A 21,595-nucleotide genomic window follows, 5' to 3' on the forward strand; every position below is an offset into this window, starting at 1 on the left:
TTCGGTCTTGCGTTTCCGACTCTATCAGATCTTTTTCCGATCCGATTTCCTCGGCGCTTTCCAGGTTCCCGCTCTCGCGTTTCCCTTTCCGGCGGCTCCGACTTTATCAGAGATTCTGAGTCGGAATTCCCGCCCCCTCCGGGGACTGGTTCCGGCGCACGAGGTGGCCGGGTTCCCGATCAGGCGGAGCCGTAAACGTACTGGAGCGGGGCGCCCCGATGCAAATCGAGGCGCCCCGCTCCTGGTTCGCGCGGTCGCGTGTCCGACGGACCGTCAGACCTCCACCACCACAGGCAGGATCATCGGCCTGCGCCGATAGGTGTCCGAGACCCACTTGCCCAGAGTCCGGCGCACCAGCTGCTGCAACTGGTGCGGTTCGACCACACCGTCCTGAGCCGACCGCTCCAGGGTCTCCGTGATCTTCGGGATGACGTCACTGAAGGCGGAGTCCTCGATGCCGGAGCCGCGGGCCTGGATGTGCGGGCCTCCTGTGATCTTGCCGGTGGAGGAGTCCATCACCACGAAGACCGAGATGATGCCCTCGTCGCCGAGGATCTTGCGGTCCTTCAGGGCCGGCTCGCCCACGTCGCCGACCGAGAGGCCGTCGACGTAGACGTATCCGGCCTGGACCTTGCCGGAAATCTTGGCCTTGCCCTCGACGAGGTCGACGGCCACTCCGTCCTCGGCGATGACGATGCGGTCGTGCGGGACGCCGGTCAGGGCGCCCAGTTCGGCGTTGGCCCGCAGGTGACGCCATTCGCCGTGCACCGGCATCAGGTTCTTCGGGCGGCAGATGTTGTAGAAGTACAGCAGCTCGCCCGCGGATGCGTGGCCGGAGACGTGGACCTTGGCGTTGCCCTTGTGGACGACGTTCGCGCCCCACCGGGTCAGGCCGTTGATGACGCGGTAGACCGCGTTCTCGTTGCCGGGGATGAGCGACGACGCCAGGATCACCGTGTCGCCCTCGACGATGCGGATCTGGTGGTCGCGGTTGGCCATCCGGGACAGGGCCGCCATCGGCTCGCCCTGGGAGCCCGTGCAGACCAGGACCACCTCGTGGTCCGGGAGGTCGTCCAACGTCTTGACGTCCACGACCAGGCCCGGTGGGACCTTCAGGTAGCCGAGGTCGCGTGCGATGCCCATGTTGCGGACCATCGAGCGGCCGACGAAGGCGACCCTGCGGCCGTATTCGTGGGCCGCGTCCAGGATCTGCTGGATGCGGTGGACGTGGCTGGCGAAGCTCGCCACGATGACGCGCTTGCGGGCGCCCGCGAAGACCTGGCGCAGGACGTTGGAGATGTCGCGCTCGTGCGGGGTGAAGCCCGGGACCTCCGCGTTCGTGGAGTCGGAGAGGAGGAGGTCGATGCCTTCCTCGCTCAGCCGTGCGAACGCGTGGAGGTCCGTGAGGCGGTTGTCCAGCGGGAGCTGGTCCATCTTGAAGTCGCCGGTGTGGACCACCATGCCGGCGGGGGTGCGGATCGCGACGGCCAGGGCGTCCGGGATGGAGTGGTTGACCGCGACGAACTCGCAGTCGAAGGGGCCGATGCGCTCACGGTTACCCTCCGCCACCTCGAGGGTGTACGGGCGGATGCGATGCTCCTGGAGCTTGGCCTCGATGAGGGCGAGGGTCAGCTTGGAGCCGATCAGCGGGATGTCCGGCTTCTCGCGGAGGAGGAAGGGGACGCCGCCGATGTGGTCCTCGTGGCCATGGGTGAGGACGATGCCCTCGATGTCGTCGAGGCGGTCCCGGATGGACGAGAAGTCCGGCAGGATCAGGTCGATTCCGGGCTGCTCCTCCTCGGGGAAGAGCACTCCGCAGTCGACGATCAACAGGCGGCCGCCGTACTCGAAGACCGTCATGTTTCGGCCGATTTCGCCGAGGCCGCCGAGCGGGGTGACCCGCAGGCCGCCTTCGGGGAGCGGCGGGGGCGGGCTGAGTTCAGGATGCGGATGACTCAAAAGACTCTCCTCACCACGCGCGCCACGTACCGGTCGGGCACGTGGCGCGCGTGACGTTCGTGCAGAAGCAGTTGTCGTTGTGGGGTGCGGGCACCGGTGGCCCGCTTATTCAGTTGTGAAGTCCGATGCACGCCCTGGCGCGCGAAGTCTGGTGCTAAAGCTGTACCCCGCCTGCGGCAAGATCGATCTTGAGCTGTTCGATCTCCTCGGCCGAGCACTCGACCATGGGGGCGCGCAGGGGGCCGGCGGGCTGGCCCTGGAGGGCGAGTGCGGCCTTGGTCGTCATGACGCCCTGGGTGCGGAACATGCCCGTGTAGACCGGGAGCAGCTTCTGGTGGATCTCGGTGGCCTTCTGTACGTCTCCCGAGACGTACGCGTCGACGAGCGCCCGCAGGTCGGGGGTGACGACGTGGCCGACGACCGAGACGAAGCCGACCGCGCCCACCGAGAGCAGGGGCAGGTTCAGCATGTCGTCGCCGGAGTACCAGGCGAGGCCGGAGCGGGCGATCGCCCAGCTGGCGCGGCCGAGGTCGCCCTTGGCGTCCTTGTTGGCGACGATGCGCGGGTGCTCGGCGAGGCGGACGAGCGTCTCGGTGCTGATCGGGACGCCGCTGCGGCCGGGGATGTCGTAGAGCATGACCGGCAGCTCGGTGGCGTCGGCGATGGCCTTGAAGTGCCGGTACAGGCCCTCCTGCGGGGGCTTGTTGTAGTACGGCGTGACGACCAGGAGGCCGTGGGCGCCCACCTGCTCCGCCGCGCGGGCGAGCTGGAGGCTGTGGTGGGTGTCGTTGGTGCCGACGCCGGCCACGACGTGGGCGCGGTCGCCGACCGCCTCCAGTACCGCTCGTACGAGGTCCGATTTCTCCGCATCGCTGGTGGTGGGCGACTCGCCGGTGGTGCCGTTGATGATCAGGCCGTCGTTGCCTGCGTCCACCAGGTGCGTGGCGAGCCGCTGCGCGCCGTCGAGGTCGAGTGCGCCGTCCGCCGTGAAGGGCGTGATCATGGCGGTGAGGACCCGCCCGAAGGGGGTCTGCGGAGTGGAGGTCGGAGCCATGGGTTACACGCTACTCGTTGCGCACGGCCTGGTCTGCCCTCGGGGGGTGCGGAAAAGTCCTGACAAAGATGGAGCCCGGCACTGCCTGCTCGGGGGTTCAAGCAGTGCCGGGTCCGTTTGATCAGGCTAGATGAACTTCTCTAAATGCCGCAATACGGACACTTCATGAGGCTGATCCGTGGAGCCGTGCCCGGCTCGAGAACGGAGCCTCGCTAGGGCGCCACCCGGCCGTTCGCATTGAAGGCGGCGTACGTCAGAGGCATGAGCTTGGCCCACTCCGCCTCCATCCTCTCGCCGACCATTTCGATCTCCCGCTGCGGGAAGGACGGCACCTTGGCCAGCTCGTGCTGGGTGCGCAGGCCGAGGAAGTGCATCAGGGAGCGGGCGTTGCAGGTGGCGTACATCGAGGAGAACAGGCCGACCGGGAGGACCGAGCGGGCGACCTCGCGGGCGACGCCGGCGGCGAGCATCTCCTGGTAGGCCTCGTACGACTGCCGGTACGAGTCCTCCATGACCCGGCCGACCAGCTCCTGCTGGGCCTGGGTGCCCTCCACGAAGACGTACTTGCCCGGGCGGCCCTCCTGGACGAGCTTGCGGGACTCGTCGGGGACGTAGAAGACCGGCTGGAGCTCGCGGTAGCGGCCGCTCTCCTCGTTGTACGACCAGCCCACGCGGTGCCGCATGAACTCGCGGAAGACGAAGATCGGGGCGCTGATGAAGAAGGTCATCGAGTTGTGCTCGAAGGGGCTGCCGTGCCGGTCCCGCATGAGGTAGTTGATCAGGCCCTTGGAGCGCTCGGGGTCCTTCTGCAGCTCCTCCAGGGACTGCTCGCCGGCGGTGGAGACGCGGGCGGCCCACAGCACGTCGGAGTCGGCCGCGCTGTGCTTGACCAGCTCGACGGTGACGTCGCTGCGGAAGCTGGGCTTGAGGTCGTCGGCGGGGGTGTCGGTCACGGCTCGGAGGGTCCTTCCATCACTTCTCTCGGGCGGCGACCACTCTACGGGCCGCCACTGACAACGGGGCGTTCGGTGCCGGGCCGCGACATCTTCGGCCAACTTCGACGAACTTCTGCGAATTCGGGGAAACCTGGCACCTTTTGGGGCACTCGCTCGTCTGAGTTGGTGACAGAGATTCGTTCGATCCCCGAAGGAGAAGGACCCCCGATGTTCCGTCGGCGCGAGCCCGTCCCGTTCGCCTTCCTCGCCGAAGCCGACAGGTTCCGCAGCAATGTCACTCCCCCGCCCCGTGAGCGGGCGTCCGCCGGTCAGATAGCCGGGCGCTGGCTGCTGGGGCTCACCATCGTCGCCGGGCTCGTGGGCTCGCTGGTCCTCGGTATGCCGGCGCTGTCCACCGACACCCCGGCGCAGCACCAGCAGTCACAGGCCTCCCAGGGGCGCTGACTCCATCCGGCCCCCTCAGGGTGGTGAGTGGGGACACAGGTCGATAGCCTCACCGGGCACAGCCCACGCATGGATCGAGTGAGGACCAGCCGTGCCCCTGCCCTTCCTGACGGCCGACCGCACATTCGAGGCAGCCGAGGACGTCGCGCTGCCCTTCGAGGACCGGGACCGCTGGCGGCGCCCGTACCGTCCCGGTCCCTGGCGGGTGGGCGTGGCGGCACTGTGGTTGCTCCTCGCCTCGTACGTGCTGTTCGCCGCGGTCATCATCGCCCTGACCGGCACGGTGACCGAGGCGGCTGTCGTCTTCGGCGTCGCGCTGCTCGTGATCGCCGGTGCCCTGCGGCTGCTGCGCATGGGTGTGTGGGTGAGCGCGCGCGGGCTGCGCCAAGTGGGCTTCTTCGTGACGCGTACGGCGCCCTGGGAGCAGATCGTCGCCGTGCGGACAGTGCAGCAGCCGGTGCGCTGGCTGGGGTTGCCGCGGACCGTGCAGGGGCAGGCGCTGATGCTCGTACGGCGCGGTCGTCCGGCCGATGACATGCCGACGCTGCTGACCACGCACAATGCGGACTTCCTGGGGCGGGTCACGGCGTTCGACCGGGCCGCCGACGCCGTCGAGGCGTGGGCCTCCGAGAGCACGCGCGGCTGAGATCGACGCATACGACGCCGAAGGGGCCGGTCCGCAGTGGGTGCGGGCCGGCCCCTTCGGCGTATGCCTGAACCGTCGTCGTGGGAGTCAGGCCTCGACCGTCTTGCCGTCGTGCAGGGCGATCGCGCGCTGCATCGCCTTGCGGGCCCGTGGGGTGTCGCGGGCGTCGTGGTAGGCGATGGCGAGGCGGAACCAGCTGCGCCAGTCGCCGGGGGCCGCTTCCGTCTCGGCCTTGCGCCTGGCGAAGACCTCGTCGGCCGAGTCCCGGTCGATACGGCCGCCGGGGGTGCGCTTCAACTCGTCCACGGGCAGGCCGCCCTCGGCGTCGAGTTCGGCGGCGAGGGCGTTGGCCCTGCGGACGAACTGGGTGTTCTTCCACAGGAACCACAGGCCGATGACCGGCAGGATCAGCACCGCCACACCGAAGGTGACGGTGAGGACCGTGCCGGACTGGATGAGCATCACGCCACGGCTGCCGACCAGGACGAAGTAGACGACCAGGACGGCGGCCGTTATGGCGTAGGAGAGTTTCGCGCGCATGGGTCCGGGGCCTCGTGTCAGCCGAGGTCCAGGAAGTGTTCCAGGCCGAAGGTCAGGCCCGGAGTGCTCACCACGCGGCGGGCGCCGAGCAGGATGCCCGGCATGAAGCTGCTGTGGTGGAGGGAGTCGTGGCGGATGGTGAGGGTCTCGCCCTCGCCGCCGAGCAGGACCTCCTGATGGGCCAGCAGGCCGCGCAGGCGGACCGCGTGGACCGGGACGCCGTCGACGTTCGCGCCGCGCGCGCCGTCCAGCGCCGTGGTCGTGGCGTCCGGCGCCGGGGCCGTACCGGCGGCGCGGCGGGCCTCGGCGATGAGCTGGGCGGTGCGCGTGGCGGTGCCGGACGGGGCGTCGACCTTCTTGGGGTGGTGCAGCTCGACCACCTCCACCGACTCGAAGTAGGGCGCGGCGACCTGCGCGAACTTCATGGTCAGGACGGCCCCGATGGAGAAGTTCGGCGCGATGAGCACGCCCGTCTCCGGGGAGCCGTCCAGCCAGCCCTTCAGCTGCGCGAGGCGCTCGTCGGTCCAGCCCGTCGTCCCGACGACCGCGTGGATGCCGTGGTTCACGCAGTAGTCGAGGTTGGCCATCACCGAGTCCGGCGTGGTCAGTTCGACGGCGACCTGGGCGCCCGTCTCCGCCAGGGTCTCCAGCTTGTCGCCCCGGCTCAGGGCGGCGACCAGCTCCATGTCCTCGGCGGCCTCGACCGCCCGAACCGCCTCGGAGCCGATGCGGCCCTTGGCACCGAGGACCGCCACGCGCAGCTTGCTCATCTTCTTGCTTCCTTAACCGGAGGGATGGGGACCGGAGGGATGGGGACCGTTGGGGACGGGGCGAGCCCCGAGCGGCTCAGGCGACGGCGTCCTGCAGCCGGGACGCCTGCTTGTCCTTCAGCGGGCCGATGACCGACAGCGAGGGCCGCTGCCCCAGGATGGCGCGGGCGACCGAGCGGACGTCGTCCGGGGTCACCACCGCTATCCGGGCCAGCATGTCGTCGACGGACATCTGCTCGCCCCAGCACAGTTCGCTCTTGCCGATGCGGTTCATGAGCGCGCCGGTGTCCTCCAGGCCGAGGACGGTGGAGCCCTTGAGCTGGCCGATGGCGCGGTCGATCTCGTCGTCGGGCAGGCCGTGCTCGGCGACGTGGTCGAGTTCGTCGCGGCAGATCTTCAGCACGTCGTGCACCTGTGACGGCCTGCAGCCCGCGTACACGCCGAACAGGCCGCAGTCGGCGAAGCCCGAGGTGTACGAGTAGACGCTGTAGGCCAGGCCGCGCTTCTCGCGGACCTCCTGGAAGAGCCGGGACGACATGCCCCCGCCGAGCGCGGTGTTCAGCACGCCCAGCGCCCAGCGGCGCTCGTCCGTGCGGGACAGGCCGGGCATGCCGAGGACGACATGAGCCTGCTCGGTCTTGCGGCCGATCAGCTCGACGCGGCCCGCGGTGCGGATGCTGCGCCGGCCGGCGCGCGGCGCGATGGGGGCGGCGTCGCCGTTCTTGAAGGCGCCCGCCTTCTCGAACGCGGCGCGGACCTGTCGTACGACCTTGTTGTGGTCGATGTTGCCGGCGCACGCGACCACGAGGTGGGTCGGGTCGTAGTGCTTCTTGTAGAAGCGGCGGATGCGGTCGGCGGTGAGGGCGTTGACCGTGTCGACCGTGCCCAGGACCGGGCGGCCGAGGGGGTTGTCGCCGAACATCGTGTGCGCGAACAGGTCGTGCACGCAGTCGCCCGGGTCGTCCTCGGTCATGGCGATCTCTTCGAGGATGGCGCCCCGCTCGACGTTGACGTCCTCTTCGAGGATCAGGGAGCCCGTCAGCATGTCGCAGACGACGTCGATGGCGAGCGGCAGGTCGGCGTCGAGCACGCGCGCGTAGTAGCACGTGTACTCCTTCGCCGTGAAGGCGTTCATCTCGCCGCCGACGGCGTCGAGGGCGGAGGAGATGTCCAGGGCGGACCTGCGGGTGGTGCCCTTGAAGAGCAGGTGCTCCAGGTAGTGCGTGGCGCCGTTCAGCGCCGGCGTCTCGTCGCGGGAGCCGACGTGCGCCCAGATGCCGAAGGTCGCGGAGCGGACCGAGGGCAGGGTCTCGGTGACGATGCGCAGGCCACCGGGGAGGGTGGTCTTGCGGACGGTGCCGATGCCGCCTGTGCCCTTGATGAGGGTTTGGGTACGGGCGACGGCCCGCGCCTCCGAAGAGGTGCGGGCCGTCGCCGTGGAGCTACTCGACGTCACTGGTCGGCGTCGTCCTTCTTGTCAGCGTCCTCTTCGCCCTCGATCACGGGGACGAGGGAGAGCTTGCCGCGGGAGTCGATCTCGGCGATCTCGACCTGGACCTTCTGGCCCACGCCGAGGACGTCCTCGACGTTCTCCACGCGCTTGCCGCCGGCCAGCTTGCGGATCTGCGAGATGTGCAGCAGACCGTCCTTGCCGGGCAGGAGGGAGACGAAGGCGCCGAACGTCGTCGTCTTCACGACCGTACCGAGGTAGCGCTCGCCGACCTCGGGCATCGTCGGGTTGGCGATGCCGTTGATCGTCGTACGGGCGGCCTCGGCGGACGGGCCGTCGGCGGCACCGATGTAGATGGTGCCGTCGTCCTCGATGGTGATCTCGGCGCCCGTGTCCTCCTGGATCTGGTTGATCATCTTGCCCTTGGGGCCGATGACCTCGCCGATCTTGTCGACCGGGATCTTCACGGTGATGATCCGCGGCGCGTTGGGGGACATCTCGTCCGGCGTGTCGATCGCTTCCATCATCACGTCGAGGATGTGGAGGCGGGCGTCACGGGCCTGCTTCAGGGCGGCGGCCAGCACCGAGGCCGGGATGCCGTCCAGCTTGGTGTCGAGCTGGAGCGCGGTCACGAACTCCTTGGTACCCGCCACCTTGAAGTCCATGTCACCGAAGGCGTCCTCCGCACCGAGGATGTCGGTGAGGGTGACGTAGTGCGTCTCGCCCTCGATCTCCTGGGAGATCAGACCCATGGCGATACCGGCGACGGGGGCCTTCAGCGGCACACCGGCGTTCAGCAGCGACATGGTGGAGGCGCAGACCGAGCCCATGGACGTCGAGCCGTTGGAGCCGAGGGCCTCGGACACCTGACGGATCGCGTAGGGGAACTCCTCGCGGGTCGGCAGGACCGGGATCAGGGCGCGCTCGGCGAGGGCGCCGTGGCCGATCTCGCGGCGCTTCGGGGAGCCGACGCGGCCGGTCTCGCCGGTGGAGTACGGCGGGAAGTTGTAGTTGTGCATGTAGCGCTTGCGGGTCACCGGGGAGAGGGTGTCCAGCTGCTGCTCCATGCGGAGCATGTTGAGGGTGGTGACGCCCAGGATCTGGGTCTCGCCACGCTCGAACAGCGCGCTGCCGTGCACCCGCGGGATGGCCTCGACCTCGGCGGCCAGCGTGCGGATGTCGGTGACACCGCGGCCGTCGATGCGCTTCTTCTCCTTGATCACGCGCTCACGGACCAGCTGCTTGGTGAGCGAGCGGTACGCGGCGGAGATCTCCTTCTCGCGGCCCTCGAACTCCGGCAGGAGCTTCTCGGCGGCGAGCGCCTTGACGCGGTCCAGCTCGGACTCGCGCTCCTGCTTGCCGGCGATGGTGAGCGCCTGGGCGAGCTCGGGCTTGACGGCGGCCGTCAGGGCCTCGAACACGTCGTCCTGGTAGTCCAGGAAGATCGGGAACTCGCCGGTCGGCTTCGCGGCCTTCGCGGCGAGGTCGGCCTGGGCCTTGCACAGGACCTTGATGAAGGGCTTCGCGGCCTCCAGACCGGCGGCGACGACCTCCTCGGTCGGGGCCTCGGCGCCACCGGCGACCAGCTTGATGGTCTCCTCGGTGGCCTCGGCCTCGACCATCATGATCGCGACGTCGCCGTCCTCCAGGGTGCGGCCCGCGACCACCATGTCGAAGACGGCGTCCTCGAGCTCGGTGTGCGTCGGGAACGCCACCCACTGACCGCGGATCAGCGCGACGCGGACGCCGCCGATCGGGCCGGAGAAGGGCAGACCGGCCAGCTGCGTGGACGCGGACGCGGCGTTGATCGCCACGACGTCGTACAGGTGGTCGGGGTTGAGCGCCATGATCGTGGCGACGACCTGGATCTCGTTGCGCAGGCCCTTCTTGAAGGACGGGCGCAGCGGGCGGTCGATGAGGCGGCAGGTGAGGATGGCGTCCTCGGAGGGGCGGCCCTCACGGCGGAAGAAGCTGCCGGGGATCTTGCCGGCGGCGTACATCCGCTCCTCGACGTCCACCGTCAGCGGGAAGAAGTCGAGCTGGTCCTTGGGCTGCTTGGAGGCGGTGGTGGCCGACAGCACCATGGTGTCGTCGTCCAGGTACGCCACGGCGGAACCGGCGGCCTGCTTGGCCAGGCGGCCCGTCTCGAAGCGGATGGTGCGGGTGCCGAAGGAGCCGTTGTCGATGACGGCCTCGGCGTAGTGGGTCTCGTTCTCCACTAGCGTTTTCTCCGTTACTTGTCGTCTTTCGTCCCTCGCTGCCCGTGTGGCAGGGGGACGGTGGTGGAGAAGCGCTCCGTGCGGTGCGGGCCGGTCTTCGATCGAAGCACCCGGGGCTCGATTCCCCGGGGGCCACTACCGAGGACCGGCGGCGGCGAGGCGCGCTTCTCCTCTTCTTCTTGTCGTGCTGTGTCGTCCGTATTGCGTTGTGCTACCACACTACAAAGCGGGTGTGACACTCCGCATGTTTCCGCACGCACGGTTGACGTTCCGCACGTACAGCAAAGGGAGCGGCTCCCGATCTCTCCGGGAACCGCTCCCCTCACGGCGTCTTACTTGGCGCCCGCCGCACCACGGCGGATGCCGAGGCGGTCGACCAGCGCACGGAAGCGCTGGATGTCCTTCTTCGCCAGGTACTGGAGAAGGCGGCGACGCTGACCGACCAGGATCAGCAGGCCACGGCGCGAGTGGTGGTCGTGCTTGTGGGTCTTGAGGTGCTCCGTCAGGTCGGAGATCCGACGGGACAGCAGAGCGACCTGGACCTCGGGGGAGCCGGTGTCGCCCTCCTTGGTACCGAACTCGGACATGATCTGCTTCTTCGTAGCGGCGTCGAGCGACACGCGTACTCCTCGTGAGTCTTCATCGTTGCCACCGAGTGCCCCTGGTCTGCTTCTCAGGGGAGCTTCCGTGACTCGGGAGGCGGGGATCCGCTGGGCGCAGCCCCCAGATGGACCGGGGGCGCGTACACAAACGGCCGTCACACAGCGTACCAGCCCGCGAGCACGCTCTTCACAGGCGGCCTCGCGCGGTCCCGCGCCGGTCAGACTCCGCCGCGGACCTTGCCGTAGACGTCGAGGACGGCCAGGCAGATCGGGACCAGGGAGAGCAGCACCAGCGAGTCGGCGAGGTCGAGCATGCGGCCCCAGAAGGGGGAGAGTCCCTTCTGCGGCACGATCAGGGCGATCGCGATCAACAGCAGCACACCGGCGCCGACCGAGGCGCCGAGCCACAGGGTCCGTACGTCGACCGGGCCGGAGTTGCCCTGGAGCAGTTCCATGATGACGTCGGCGGGCGGCGAGATCGCGAGGCCGAGGACCAGCAGGCCCAGCGTGACGACACCGGCCACGAACAGGCAGGTGACCTGCGCGGTGTAGCGGAAGAGGCGGGCCCGCAGCATGGCGGCGAGGCCGGTGCACAGGGCGAGCAGCTGGGCCCAGCCGTTGTCGCTGAAGCCGAGCACCGCGCCGCCCGCGCCGATGATGACGGCGGCGCAGCCGCCCACCATGCCGAGCAGCAGTTCGTGGCCGCGGCTGGTCTGGGCGATGATGCGCTGGACGTCGACGGCCTCCAGGTCGCCCTCGATGCCCTCGCGGCGGGCCCGGGCCAGGTCCTCCGGGTTGCGGAAGCCGATCGGCAGCTTGGCGAAGCGGGCCGACCAGGCGGGCAGGAAGCCGACGACCGCCAGGGCGACGACCGCGGTGCCGGCGGCGATCTCCCGGGGCTCCGCCACGGTCAGCACACCGCAGAACACGGCGAGCGTGCCGATCGCGGCGGCCAGCGCGGCGGCCACGAACGGGGCGTCGCCCTGCGGCAGCAGCATGATCAGGACGACGGAGAAGAGCAGTACGGCGACGCAGCCGACGAGGAACTGGATCCGGCCGGGGCCTTCACCCGCGTCCTGGGGGATGGCGCCGGAGCCCGCGATGAGCGCGTGCGGCAGCGCCGAGATGCCGAGTGCGACGGCGGAGCCGCGGTCGTCGTACACCCGGGCCCGTACGCCGGCGAGTGCCGTCAGGGCGAGCGCGGTCACACCGGCGAGGATGCCCTGGAGGCCGTGCATGTCGTGCCGGATCGGGTCCGCGAACCAGAAGACGAAACCGAGCATGACCAGCAGCAGCGATCCCGCGACGAGACCGGCGATCCGCATCAGGTTGTCGTTCCAGCTGCGGGTGTCCTGCTTGACCGCGGCCGCGATCGCGTCCACCACGTCGTCGTGCACGGCCGGCGGCAGTGAGTCGGCGAAGGTGCGCAGCAGCAGCACCTCACCGTCCCTGACCCGGTGCTCGAGCAACGAGCGGCTGGCGTCGAGCACCTGACCCTCTCGGGTCACGAGGTGATAGCCCGAGGGACTGGAGTCCGACTGGACCAGGCCCGAGAGCCTCACGATCTCCGGAAAGAGGTCCTGGATCGGCAAGTCCTCGGGCAGCGCGACGTCGACACGGCTGTCCGGTGCTGCGATGGTGATTCGGCAGAAACCTGTCGAAGTCCCCGTGCTCACCTGGTGTTCCCCCTGCTAGACAAGGCTTCCTCGCGCCGCTCGTACGACGCGGAGCGCCACCATATCCGTTGCCGCACCGGCCGCAGGCGCTACCTCCCCCATTCCTCCCAGGACCTGCTCCGCATCTCCATGCTCCTGCCTCCCTCGGGCACCGTGGGCATCAGTAGGATCGACCACTGCGCGCGAACGACGCCTACGCGAACGAGAACACGTCGCGGTACAAACGGGGGCGTCGGTGCCAGGACGTATCAATCGCGAAGGATGAGTGCATCGGTGAGCGTCGTCATCATCAAACGACCACCGCGGATAGTGCCGCCGGCCGTCCCGGACGGCGAGGTCAAACTGGAGACGCCGCCCGAGATTCCTCGCGAGGGCGAGGAGAGCATGCTGATGAACCTGCTGCCCATGATGGGCATGCTGGGTTCGGTCGGCTTCTTCTTCATGCCGGGTCTCCCCTCGTACATGCGGCTGGTCGGCGGGCTGATGCTGGCCTCGACACTGGCCATGGCCATCGCCCAGTTCGCCAAGTCCCGGCAGCAGGGCGGCGGAGCGGGCATGGCCCAGGACCGGCGCGACTACTTCCGCTACCTCGAGCAGGTCCGCAAGGACGTGCACAAGACCGCGGAACTGCAGCGGCAGAGCCAGCTGTTCCAGCACCCCGACCCGGAGCAGCTGTGGGCTGTGGCGGCGGACGGCAAGCGGCTGTGGGAGCGGCGCCCGACCGACGGGGACTTCGCCTCCGTACGGATCGGCCGTGGCGTCCAGCAGCTCAACACCCCGCTCGTCGCGCCGGAGACGGCTCCCAAGGAGGAGCTGGAGCCGCTGACGGCGGCCGCCATGAAGGCCTTCCTCGACGCGCACGGCAGTCTGTCGGACCTGCCCGTGTCCGTCTCGCTGCGCGCCTTCTACCACGTGACGATCTGCGGAGAGACCGACACGGTCTACGGCAACGCCCGCGCGGCGCTGGGCCAGCTGGCGACGCTGCACTCGCCCGAGGACCTGCTGATCGCCGTGGTGGCACACCCCTCCGCGGCGGCGGACTGGGACTGGATCAAGTGGCTGCCGCACAGCCAGCACCCGAAGGCCAAGGACGGAGCGGGTTCGGCCCGGCTTCTCTTCGACGACCTGGGCGAGCTGGAGGAGGCGCTGGCGGACCAGTTGGACGACCGTCCGCGCTGGAACCGTGAGGCGACCCCGGTCTACGACCAGCCGCACCTGATCGTGGTGCTCGACGGCGGCACCGTGCCGCCGGACTCCGAACTCGCCAGCGCCGAGGGCCTCCAGGGCGTCACCTTCCTGGAGATCGCCCCGGGCGAACTGGAGGAGGAGCTGCGCGCGGGTCTGACGATCTACGCGAAGCCGGACCGGATGCGGCTGTTCGTCGGCCACGAGTCCGCGTACACCGGCAAGCCGGACCTGCTGAACCCGGCGCAGGCCGAGTCCCTGGCCCGGCAGCTCGCCCCCTTCCGGGTCGGCTCCGCGGAGGAGGGCGAACCCCTCCTGTCCAACCTGGACTTCACCGACCTCATGGGCATCGGCGACGCGGGCACGGTCGACGTCTCCCGCACCTGGCGTCCGCGCACGCTGCACGAGCGGCTGCGCGTGCCGATCGGTGTCGGCGAGAACGGCGAGCCGGTCATGCTGGACCTCAAGGAGGCCTCGCAGGAGGGCATGGGCCCGCACGGCCTGTGCGTCGGCGCCACCGGTTCCGGCAAGTCCGAGGTGCTGCGCACGCTGGTGCTCGGTCTCGCGGTCACGCACTCCTCGGAGACGCTGAACTTCATCCTCGCGGACTTCAAGGGTGGCGCGACCTTCGCCGGTATGGCGGACATGCCGCACACCGCGGCCGTCATCACCAACCTCGCCGACGACCTGACCCTCGTCGACCGTATGCGCGACTCGATCATGGGTGAGACGCAGCGCCGTCAGGAGCTGCTGCGTTCGGCGGGCAACTACGCCAACCTGCACGACTACGAGAAGGCCCGGGCCGCGGGCGCCGCGCTGGAGCCGATGGCCTCGCTGGTGATCGTGCTCGACGAGTTCTCCGAACTCCTCACGGCCAAGCCGGACTTCATCGACATGTTCATCCAGATCGGTCGTATCGGCCGTTCCCTGGGCATTCACCTGCTGCTGGCGTCGCAGCGCCTGGAGGAGGGCAAGCTGCGCGGCCTGGACACCTACCTGTCGTACCGGATCGGTCTGCGGACCTTCTCCGCCGCCGAGTCCCGTACGGCGATCGGTGTCCCGGACGCCTACCACCTGCCGTCGATCCCCGGTTCCGGCTATCTGCGCTACGACACCGACACCATGGTCCGCTTCAAGGCGGCGTACGTGTCGGGGCCGTACCACGGCGAGGGCCCGTCCCGGGTGCACCGCTCGACGCAGCTGCGCCCCGCCCTGTTCTCGGCGGAGCACGTGGCGCTGCCCCCGCAGCCGGTGATCGAGGAGCCGGAGCCCGACAACCGGGTCGACGACGCGCTCGCCGACACCGTCCTGGACGTCCTGGTCAGCCGGATGGTCAACCAGGGTCCGCCCGCCCACCAGGTGTGGCTGCCCCCGCTGGAGGAGGCGCCCTCGCTGGAGCAGCTGCTCCCCCAGCTGGCCGTCACTCAGGACCGCGGTCTGACCGCTCCGGACTACACGGCGCTCGGCCGGCTCAACGTGCCGGTCGGCCTGGTGGACAAGCCGTTCGAGCAGCGGCGTGACGTGCTGTACCGGGACTTCTCCGGCGGTGCGGGTCACGGTCTGTTCGTCGGTGGTCCGCAGTCCGGCAAGTCGACCCTGCTGCGCACGCTCATCTCGTCGTTCGCGCTCACCCACACCCCGTCCGAAGTGCAGTTCTACTGCCTGGACTTCGGTGGTGGCGGTCTGATCTCGATGGAGGAGCTCGCCCACGTCGGCGGGGTCGCCAACCGTCTCGACGCCGAGAAGGTGCGCCGTACGGTCAGCGAGGTCGAGGGCATCCTCAACGCGCGCGAGGAGTACTTCCGCGCCAACAACGTCGACTCGATCCAGACCTACCGTCAGCGCCGCAACGCGGGGCATCTGCCCGACCAGCCCTGGGGCGACGTCTTCCTCGTCATCGACGGCTGGGCGACATTCAAGACGGACTACGAGCTGCTCGAATCCACCGTCACGGAGATCGCGACGCGCGGTCTCGGCTTCGGTGTGCACGTGATCCTCACGGCGAGCCGCTACACCGAGGTGCGGCCCGCGCTCAAGGACATGCTGCAGAACCGCATCGAGCTCAGGCTCGGTGACCCGACCGAGTCGGAGATCGACCGCAAGGTCGCGCAGAACGTGCCGGCCACCGTGCCGGGCCGCGGTCTGACCCAGGAGAAGCTGCACTTCATGGCGGCGCTGCCCCGGGTCGACGGCTCCTCGGAGACGGAGGACCTGTCCGAGGCGACGTCGATCCTCATCCGCGGCATCAACGACAACTGGCAGGGCGCCCACGCTCCGGCCGTCCGGCTGCTGCCCACGATGTTGGAGGCGGGCCGGCTGCCCAAGGGCTTCGAGCACCCGGACCGCGGTATCGCCATCGGTATCGACGAGTCGTCGCTGTCGCCGGTCTTCGTCGACTTCGAGACGGACCCGCTGTTCATCGTGTTCGGTGAGAGCGAGTCCGGTAAGTCCGCGCTGCTGCGGCTGCTCGTCAAGCAGATCACCGAGCGCTACACGCCGGACCAGGCGAAGATCGTCATGGGTGACTACCGTCGCGCCCACCTGGAGGGAGTGCCCGACTCGCACCTGTCGCGCTACTGCGCGTCGGCGCCCGCCCTGACGGAGACGCTGGAGGGCCTGGCCGGCTCGATGAACCGCCGGATGCCCGGCCCGGACGTCACGCCCGAGCAGCTGCGCAACCGCAGCTGGTACAACAGCCCGGACGCGTTCGTCATCGTCGACGACTACGACCTGGTGGCGACGGGCGGGAACCCGCTGTCCCCGCTCCTGGAGTACCTGCCGTTCGCCCGTGACATCGGTCTGCGCATCATCATCGCCCGCGCCTCGGGCGGTGCGAGCCGGTCGCTGTACGAGCCCGTGATGCAGCGCATGCGCGAGCTCGGCGCCCAGGGCGTCGTCCTCTCCGGCGACCGATCGGAGGGCGCGCTCCTCGGCAACATCACGGCGACGCAACTGCCGCCCGGCCGTGGGTACTTCCACACGCGGCGCCGCGGTGGGCAGCTCATTCAGACGGGGTGGCTGCCGCCTCGGTTCTGAGAATCGGCCGCTGCAGCCGGAGGGGCGGTACCCGCGTGGGTACCGCCCCTCTCCGTTGCCCGTGTGGGGTGGGTGTCGTACGGGTGCCGGCGCTAAGGTGGCGTTGCGACAGAAAAGTCGCCACTGAACGGACGAGCCACGGGGGGCAGTTGTGCCGTCGGATTACATGGACTCCGATCCCGCGGTCCTCAAGACCGAGGGCTACCACATGTTCAACGTCGGGGTGGACTTCGCCAAGGCCGTCGCGGCCCTGCAGACCGGTCTGGGCGCCCTCGAGAAGGGCGAGACCCCGCCGTGGGGCGACGACGACATCGGCGAGAAGTTCGGCGTCGTCTACGAGGGCCTGCGCGACGGCATGTACGACTCGATGGGCAGCCTGGCGGAGCGGATCGCCGGCATGGGGGTCGCGTTCGGAAAGATGGGCGTGGCGCACGAGCAGAACGAGGCCGAGCAGGAAGCCATCTGGAAGGAGACGATGGCCGAGTACGACGGTCAGGTGCAGGTTCCCTCCGGAGGCGTGCACGCAAGGTTGCGGCCGCACCAGAGCCTCTGATCCGCGACGGACATGTGAGGGCCTCGGACGACAAGTAGGGTGAGACACACACGTCGTTCGCACGTCAGGAAGAGGCCCAGCAGCATGACCGAGGCACGGGACAACGAGGTCGCGACTCAGGCCGAGGACATCAAGGCGCGCAAGGAACGGGAGCGGGACGAGCTGTACGCCCTCGACATCTCCGGGGTCGAGTGGCAGTGCGCGCCCGGCACCGAGGAGCACGAGGAGCGCGTCGAGATCGCGTACCTGCCCGAGGGCGCGGTGGCCATGCGGTCGTCTCTCGACCCCGGCACCGTCCTGCGGTACACCGAGGCGGAGTGGCGGGCGTTCGTGCTCGGGGCGCGGGACGGGGAGTTCGATCTGGAGCCGGCGCCGGGCAAGGGTGGCATGCCGGTCGAGTAGGCCCTGCTGGTCGTACGCGAGCAGACCCTGCTGGTCGTACGCGAGGGCTTTCCGGCCGTCGTCCGCGACAGCGGGCGGCGGCTGTTCTCGCGACAGACGGTCGAGACCCTGGCCGAGCTGATGGAACAGGGTCAGCGGGGCCCTTCCCCCAGGACCCCGCAGGCCACCCCCAGCATCACAGCCACCATGGCCCAGCGGGTGCGTCCGCGCCGTGCCAATTCCACGCTGAGAGCGCAGAAACCGGCGCCCACGCCCGGTGCGACGGCCCAAAGCGCCGTCCGAGAAGCGCTGGTGAGGCACTGGACCATCACGAAGAGGCAGACCACCGCCATGATCGCCGCGACAGCCATGACGCTGCCGCGGGCATTCCGGGCCTCCCGTGACCGTGCCCTCGCGAATCCCGGATCCGGTTGCCCTCGGAAACGCCGCCTGAGGTCGTCCACGCCGGGGCGGAACGGTTCACCGTCGCCGCCTGGCGTCGGCTCCGATCTCTGCGCCTGGGTCTGCCCGTGCATCTGTGCCCGCATCCCCGCCTGTTCCCCGTCATGCGTCGTCCTGGTGAGGCAGCGTAGTGCGCGTCTTCACCGCGCTGCTCCGCAGGGCTCCGGCCAACGGTGGGGTCCTGCAACAGATTTGTGACAGCTAGCCCCTGAGGTTGCCTGCGGGTGATTCCGTAAACTTTGCGGGCGGCTGTACTCCTGTGTGTTTTCCCTTGACGGATGAGGGAGTTGTACAGCCGAGCTGTCTGACGGGGGTGCTTTCTGCTGTGGCGATGATGTTGCCGGACGAGCTCGAGTGGGTTCTCGAGATGCTGGGCTACAAGTGGCCCACGGCGAACGAGGACAAGCTCAGAGACTGCGCCGCCGTGTGGCGGCAGTTCGGCCCAGTCGTCGCCCTCCAGGCGGATGCCGCTCATGCGACCGCCTCAACCGCTTCTATGGACCAGAACCAGGCTGAGCCCCATGCCAGACACCGTTGAGGCCCTCGTGGAAAGCCTCTCCGCAAGGGACCGCACTGCTAGGAGGGCCGCGAAAGACGCCCTCGTCGCGCTCGGAGCGGAGGGGATCGACCAGCTCCTGCCCTACGCCCTCGACACGCATCCCAGGAACCTGAGGCATGACGTCCAGTCCATCATCGAACGCTGGGGGGACGAGGCGATGCCACGCCTTCGTGAAATCCGACGTACGGGCCCTGGGCAGCTGCGCAGGAAAGCACTTGAGATCCTGGTCGACATGGGCGGCCAGGAAGCGCTCGACGATGTCGACCGGCATGCTGTGGAACGCCTCGTGCGGATCAAGATCCTGGACGAACGCCCGGTGAAAGTCCCCTTCGAGGCGGGCCGCTGGCTGGCCTTCCCGGCGGATCGACTCGACGATGCCATATCGGCTCTCGGCCTGCACGACGTTCGGCCGGTCACCACAGTGATGGGCGTGGCCGCCGCTACACAGGCCACCGACTTCCTGGAATTCCGGGACGCCCAGAGCGCGACGCACAGGGCCTACCGGGTATTCATCACGCCGGCATTCGAGAATTCGTACGCAGAGGGGAGCATCAAACGCTGGCACATGCTGTGGGGAAACTCGTTCCTGGACGAACTCGACGGTTTCGAGCTGGCCAGGGAGCTCAGTGTGCGTTGCGGTGAGGCCCACTTCTACGTCCTCGACCCCTATAACGCCTCCGAGAACTGGTACGTCGCCCGCGACGGTCACACGCGGAGGAGCTACAGCACCTACGCCCACCCACAGTTCGAAGGAGAACCACTGCCGTTCGAAGCCTGGTACATGGAGAACGCCGACGAGGACGAAGCCGAAGCCTTTTCAGAAGGCGTTCCCCACGCCTCCACGGCAGCCGAAAACCTGTCGGTCGAACCCGGCCCTCAGCTCGCGGAAGACACCCATGGCCACGGCTGGCTCGCCACCACCCACCCCGACATACCGAACTCCCGCTTCAAGGGCGCCCTGCCCACCTGAAGCCAGCACCGGCCCATGGCCTGAACCGCTCGACAGTCAGAAGCCTTCGCACACGTCCGCGCCAGCGGAGGACGGGATCCCATGACCGATTCGACCGATGTCTACGCCCCACACCCCCACATAGGCGGCCGGGTCGCCGCCCTGCGCGCGCTCGCCGCGTGGCGCGGGGCCGCTCCCGGCGCTCCACGCGTGGTCGTGCTCACCGGCGGCTCCGGCAGCGGGCGTTCGCGGCTGCTCACCGGGTTCCTGATGCTGTGCGAGCCGGAGTACCGCAAGCGCCTGCCGCTGGACGAGATGGACCCGTCGACGGTGCCTCCGGAGCTGCCGGCCCCCGCGGTGCCGTCCGCCGAAGGGTTGACCGCGGCTCAGGTGCTGTGGCTGCTCGCCGACCACTACGGCCTCAACGCGACCAGCGTCGAGGGTGTCCACGCCGAACTGGCCGCTCTCGACGAGCCGGTGACCGTCGTCGTACCGGATGTCGACCGTGCCGGTCCGGTTCGGGCCGCGGGCGAGCCCGCACGGCTCGTACGGGAGGTGCTCGCCCCGCTGGCCGCCATCGAGACGGTCCGGCTGCTGGCCGAGGTGCCGCGCCCGCTGGCCGCCGAGCTGGCCGCGGGGCTGCCGAGCGGCACCGTGCAGGTCATCGACCTCGACGAGCCGGAGTGGGCTGACCCGGCAGGGCTGGTGCTGCACGCCCGGGCCGCGCTCAATCCGGAGTTCGGGGCACCCGAGCTGCCGTTCACCGTCGATCCCGCCGCCCGCCTCGCCCTGGGAGCGGCCATCGGTCGCCGGGCCGGGAGTCCGTTGGTCGTCGAACTCGCCGTCACCTGCATCCTGATGGCTCCGGAGGGCTTCGACCCCGCCGACGAGAGCCTGCTGCCGACCTCTGTCGGTGAGGCCCTCGACCTGCATGCACGGCGGCTCGGTGCCGACCCGCGGACGCTACGGCTGCTGCTGGCACCGCTGGCCCTGGCCGAGGGCGACGGGATACCGGTTCACCTTTGGGCGCGGCTGGTGAGCGCAGTCGCTGGGCAGGACATGAGCGAGGCGATCGCGGGCGGGATGCTGCTCGCCGGGCCCTTCGTGCAGCCCGAGGAGCAGGCCGCGGACGCGGCGGAGGGCGGGCAGGAGGACGGCGGGCGTACGCTGCTGCGGCTGCCGCACCCGGCCATCGGCGAGGAGGTCCGCGCCGGTCTGCCCAGCGTCCGCGCGGCTCAGACGCAGATCGCGATGGCACTGTTGGAGGCGGTGCCGGAGCAGGACTGGGGCAAGGCCGACCCGTATGTGCGCGACCACATCGCGGGCCACACCCTGGAGGCGGGCCTGCTGCCCCAACTCCTCACCGACCCCGGGCTGTTCGTCCACGCCGACCCGGTGCCGCTGCGCGCCGCCGTCGAGGCCGTACCGTTCGAGGAGCTCGGCGCACCGGCCCGTGCGTACCTGCGTACGGCCCCTCTGCTGACCCGCACCCAGGCGTCCGCCACGCTGCGGGCCGCTCTGCTGGAGACCGCGTTCGCCGAGGACGGGCTGCCCGAGTACGCCGAGGCCATCCATGGTCGGCTCGGCATCGAGCTGCCGTGGCAGACGCTGTGGAGCCTGCCCGTCCCCGGGATCAGCGCCGTGACCGTCGGCAGTCTGCCCCGGTCCGAGGGACCGGCCACCCCGGTCGCCGTCCTCGCCGTACCGGCGGGCACGCCCGGTGCGCGGCCGATCGGCGAGCCCGGCGCGGGGTCGGCCGACGGGGGGTCCGGCGAGGGGGCCGGCGGCGGGCCCGGTTCCGCAGTGCTCGTCCATGGGCTCGTACAGCCGGATCAGCTCGGCGACACCGACCCCGCGCAGATTCTGCGCCCCTCCGAGGACGAGCGGGCCGCCGCCCCGCTGGGGCTGAGCCGTGGCGCGGACTACCTGCGGGTCTGGGACCGGGCGAGTCAGGAGGTCGTCGCCGCGCTGATCTCCGACACGCCCTTCACCGCCGCCGACCTGTCTCCCGAAGGCATCCTGGTCGTCGCCACCGAGCGCGGAGCGAAGGCCCTCCGCATCCGTCCGACCGGCGCGGGGATAGCCTCGTAGTCGCGTACGACGCAGCCCCGCGCCGTCGTCCCATTTCCTCCTCACGATCGACCGACCACTCCC

The 21,595-nt window shown here is 69.5% G+C and carries 16 protein-coding genes; 7 read left to right on the forward strand and 9 right to left on the reverse strand.

The window, feature by feature from the left end:
- Positions 1–273 precede the first annotated feature (273 nt).
- From ACIBU0_RS26475 to thyX, 3 genes are all read right to left on the reverse strand, one after another.
- The gene (locus ACIBU0_RS26475) at positions 274–1,959 is read right to left on the reverse strand and encodes a ribonuclease J (RefSeq protein ID WP_398822819.1); all 1,686 of its coding nucleotides are present in this window, start codon (positions 1,957–1,959) and stop codon (positions 274–276) included.
- Positions 1,960–2,113: 154 nt separating this feature from the next.
- A complete protein-coding gene (gene dapA / locus ACIBU0_RS26480) occupies positions 2,114–3,013 on the reverse strand; it encodes a 4-hydroxy-tetrahydrodipicolinate synthase (RefSeq protein ID WP_398822822.1) in 900 nt (299 codons plus the stop codon).
- 212 nt (positions 3,014–3,225) lie between these two features.
- The gene (gene thyX / locus ACIBU0_RS26485; RefSeq protein ID WP_398822825.1) at positions 3,226–3,966 is read right to left on the reverse strand and encodes an FAD-dependent thymidylate synthase; all 741 of its coding nucleotides are present in this window, start codon (positions 3,964–3,966) and stop codon (positions 3,226–3,228) included.
- 210 nt (positions 3,967–4,176) lie between these two features.
- Between thyX and ACIBU0_RS26490 the strand changes: the two genes are divergently transcribed.
- Together ACIBU0_RS26490 and ACIBU0_RS26495 are read left to right on the forward strand one after the other, a co-directional pair.
- Entirely contained in the window at positions 4,177–4,413 is a 237-nt protein-coding gene (locus ACIBU0_RS26490; protein ID WP_398822828.1) for a hypothetical protein, read from the forward strand.
- Between the two features lie 91 nt (positions 4,414–4,504).
- Positions 4,505–5,059: a hypothetical protein gene (locus ACIBU0_RS26495; protein WP_398822831.1), complete on the forward strand. Its 555-nt coding sequence runs from the start codon at positions 4,505–4,507 to the stop codon at positions 5,057–5,059.
- A gap of 87 nt (positions 5,060–5,146) precedes the next feature.
- On the opposite strand, the gene ACIBU0_RS26500 is transcribed toward ACIBU0_RS26495, so the two are convergent.
- The 6 genes from ACIBU0_RS26500 to eccD form a co-directional block, all read right to left on the reverse strand.
- Positions 5,147–5,599 (reverse strand): hypothetical protein, encoded by a 453-nt coding sequence (locus tag ACIBU0_RS26500; RefSeq protein ID WP_398822834.1) that lies wholly within the window; start codon positions 5,597–5,599, stop codon positions 5,147–5,149.
- 17 nt (positions 5,600–5,616) lie between these two features.
- Positions 5,617–6,369, reverse strand: a complete 753-nt coding sequence (gene dapB, locus ACIBU0_RS26505) for a 4-hydroxy-tetrahydrodipicolinate reductase (RefSeq protein ID WP_398822837.1) — start codon at positions 6,367–6,369, stop codon at positions 5,617–5,619.
- Positions 6,370–6,445: 76 nt separating this feature from the next.
- Positions 6,446–7,825: a M16 family metallopeptidase gene (locus tag ACIBU0_RS26510; protein ID WP_398822840.1), complete on the reverse strand. Its 1,380-nt coding sequence runs from the start codon at positions 7,823–7,825 to the stop codon at positions 6,446–6,448.
- Positions 7,822–10,038, reverse strand: a complete 2,217-nt coding sequence (locus ACIBU0_RS26515) for a polyribonucleotide nucleotidyltransferase (RefSeq protein WP_398822843.1) — start codon at positions 10,036–10,038, stop codon at positions 7,822–7,824. The genes ACIBU0_RS26510 and ACIBU0_RS26515 overlap by 4 nt, the downstream gene beginning before the upstream one ends.
- Before the next feature lie 332 nt (positions 10,039–10,370).
- Complete coding sequence (gene rpsO / locus ACIBU0_RS26520) at positions 10,371–10,658, reverse strand: 30S ribosomal protein S15 (protein WP_010042739.1); 288 nt, start codon at positions 10,656–10,658, stop codon at positions 10,371–10,373.
- A gap of 200 nt (positions 10,659–10,858) precedes the next feature.
- Positions 10,859–12,316 (reverse strand): type VII secretion integral membrane protein EccD, encoded by a 1,458-nt coding sequence (eccD, locus tag ACIBU0_RS26525; RefSeq protein ID WP_398822846.1) that lies wholly within the window; start codon positions 12,314–12,316, stop codon positions 10,859–10,861.
- Positions 12,317–12,589: 273 nt separating this feature from the next.
- Between eccD and eccCa the strand changes: the two genes are divergently transcribed.
- The 5 genes from eccCa (at position 12,590) to ACIBU0_RS26550 (ending at position 21,532) form a co-directional block, all read left to right on the forward strand.
- Positions 12,590–16,537: a type VII secretion protein EccCa gene (gene eccCa / locus ACIBU0_RS26530; protein ID WP_398822849.1), complete on the forward strand. Its 3,948-nt coding sequence runs from the start codon at positions 12,590–12,592 to the stop codon at positions 16,535–16,537.
- A gap of 166 nt (positions 16,538–16,703) precedes the next feature.
- Positions 16,704–17,090 carry a hypothetical protein gene (locus ACIBU0_RS26535; RefSeq protein ID WP_398822852.1) on the forward strand — a complete coding sequence of 129 codons (387 nt, stop codon included), beginning with the start codon at positions 16,704–16,706 and terminating at the stop codon, positions 17,088–17,090.
- Positions 17,091–17,174: 84 nt separating this feature from the next.
- Positions 17,175–17,492 carry a DUF397 domain-containing protein gene (locus ACIBU0_RS26540; RefSeq protein WP_398822855.1) on the forward strand — a complete coding sequence of 106 codons (318 nt, stop codon included), beginning with the start codon at positions 17,175–17,177 and terminating at the stop codon, positions 17,490–17,492.
- A 962-nt stretch (positions 17,493–18,454) separates the two neighbouring features.
- Positions 18,455–19,462 (forward strand): hypothetical protein, encoded by a 1,008-nt coding sequence (locus ACIBU0_RS26545; RefSeq protein WP_398822859.1) that lies wholly within the window; start codon positions 18,455–18,457, stop codon positions 19,460–19,462.
- Between the two features lie 81 nt (positions 19,463–19,543).
- Complete coding sequence (locus ACIBU0_RS26550) at positions 19,544–21,532, forward strand: ATP-binding protein (RefSeq protein ID WP_398822862.1); 1,989 nt, start codon at positions 19,544–19,546, stop codon at positions 21,530–21,532.
- Positions 21,533–21,595: the final 63 nt, after the last annotated feature.

Source organism: Streptomyces sp. NPDC049627, assembly GCF_044465645.1.
Taxonomy (GTDB): Bacteria; Actinomycetota; Actinomycetes; order Streptomycetales; family Streptomycetaceae; genus Streptomyces.

Bases quoted from the DNA above. Each gene is read 5' to 3' on its own strand.
- dapA (WP_398822822.1), bottom strand. From the start codon at position 3,013: ATGGCTCCGACCTCCACTCCGCAGACCCCCTTCGGGCGGGTCCTCACC.
- ACIBU0_RS26490 (WP_398822828.1), top strand. From the start codon at position 4,177: ATGTTCCGTCGGCGCGAGCCCGTCCCGTTCGCCTTCCTCGCCGAAGCC.
- ACIBU0_RS26500 (WP_398822834.1), bottom strand. From the start codon at position 5,599: ATGCGCGCGAAACTCTCCTACGCCATAACGGCCGCCGTCCTGGTCGTC.
- dapB (WP_398822837.1), bottom strand. From the start codon at position 6,369: ATGAGCAAGCTGCGCGTGGCGGTCCTCGGTGCCAAGGGCCGCATCGGC.
- ACIBU0_RS26535 (WP_398822852.1), top strand. From the start codon at position 16,704: ATGGACTCCGATCCCGCGGTCCTCAAGACCGAGGGCTACCACATGTTC.
- ACIBU0_RS26540 (WP_398822855.1), top strand. From the start codon at position 17,175: ATGACCGAGGCACGGGACAACGAGGTCGCGACTCAGGCCGAGGACATC.
- ACIBU0_RS26545 (WP_398822859.1), top strand. From the start codon at position 18,455: ATGCCAGACACCGTTGAGGCCCTCGTGGAAAGCCTCTCCGCAAGGGAC.
- ACIBU0_RS26550 (WP_398822862.1), top strand. From the start codon at position 19,544: ATGACCGATTCGACCGATGTCTACGCCCCACACCCCCACATAGGCGGC.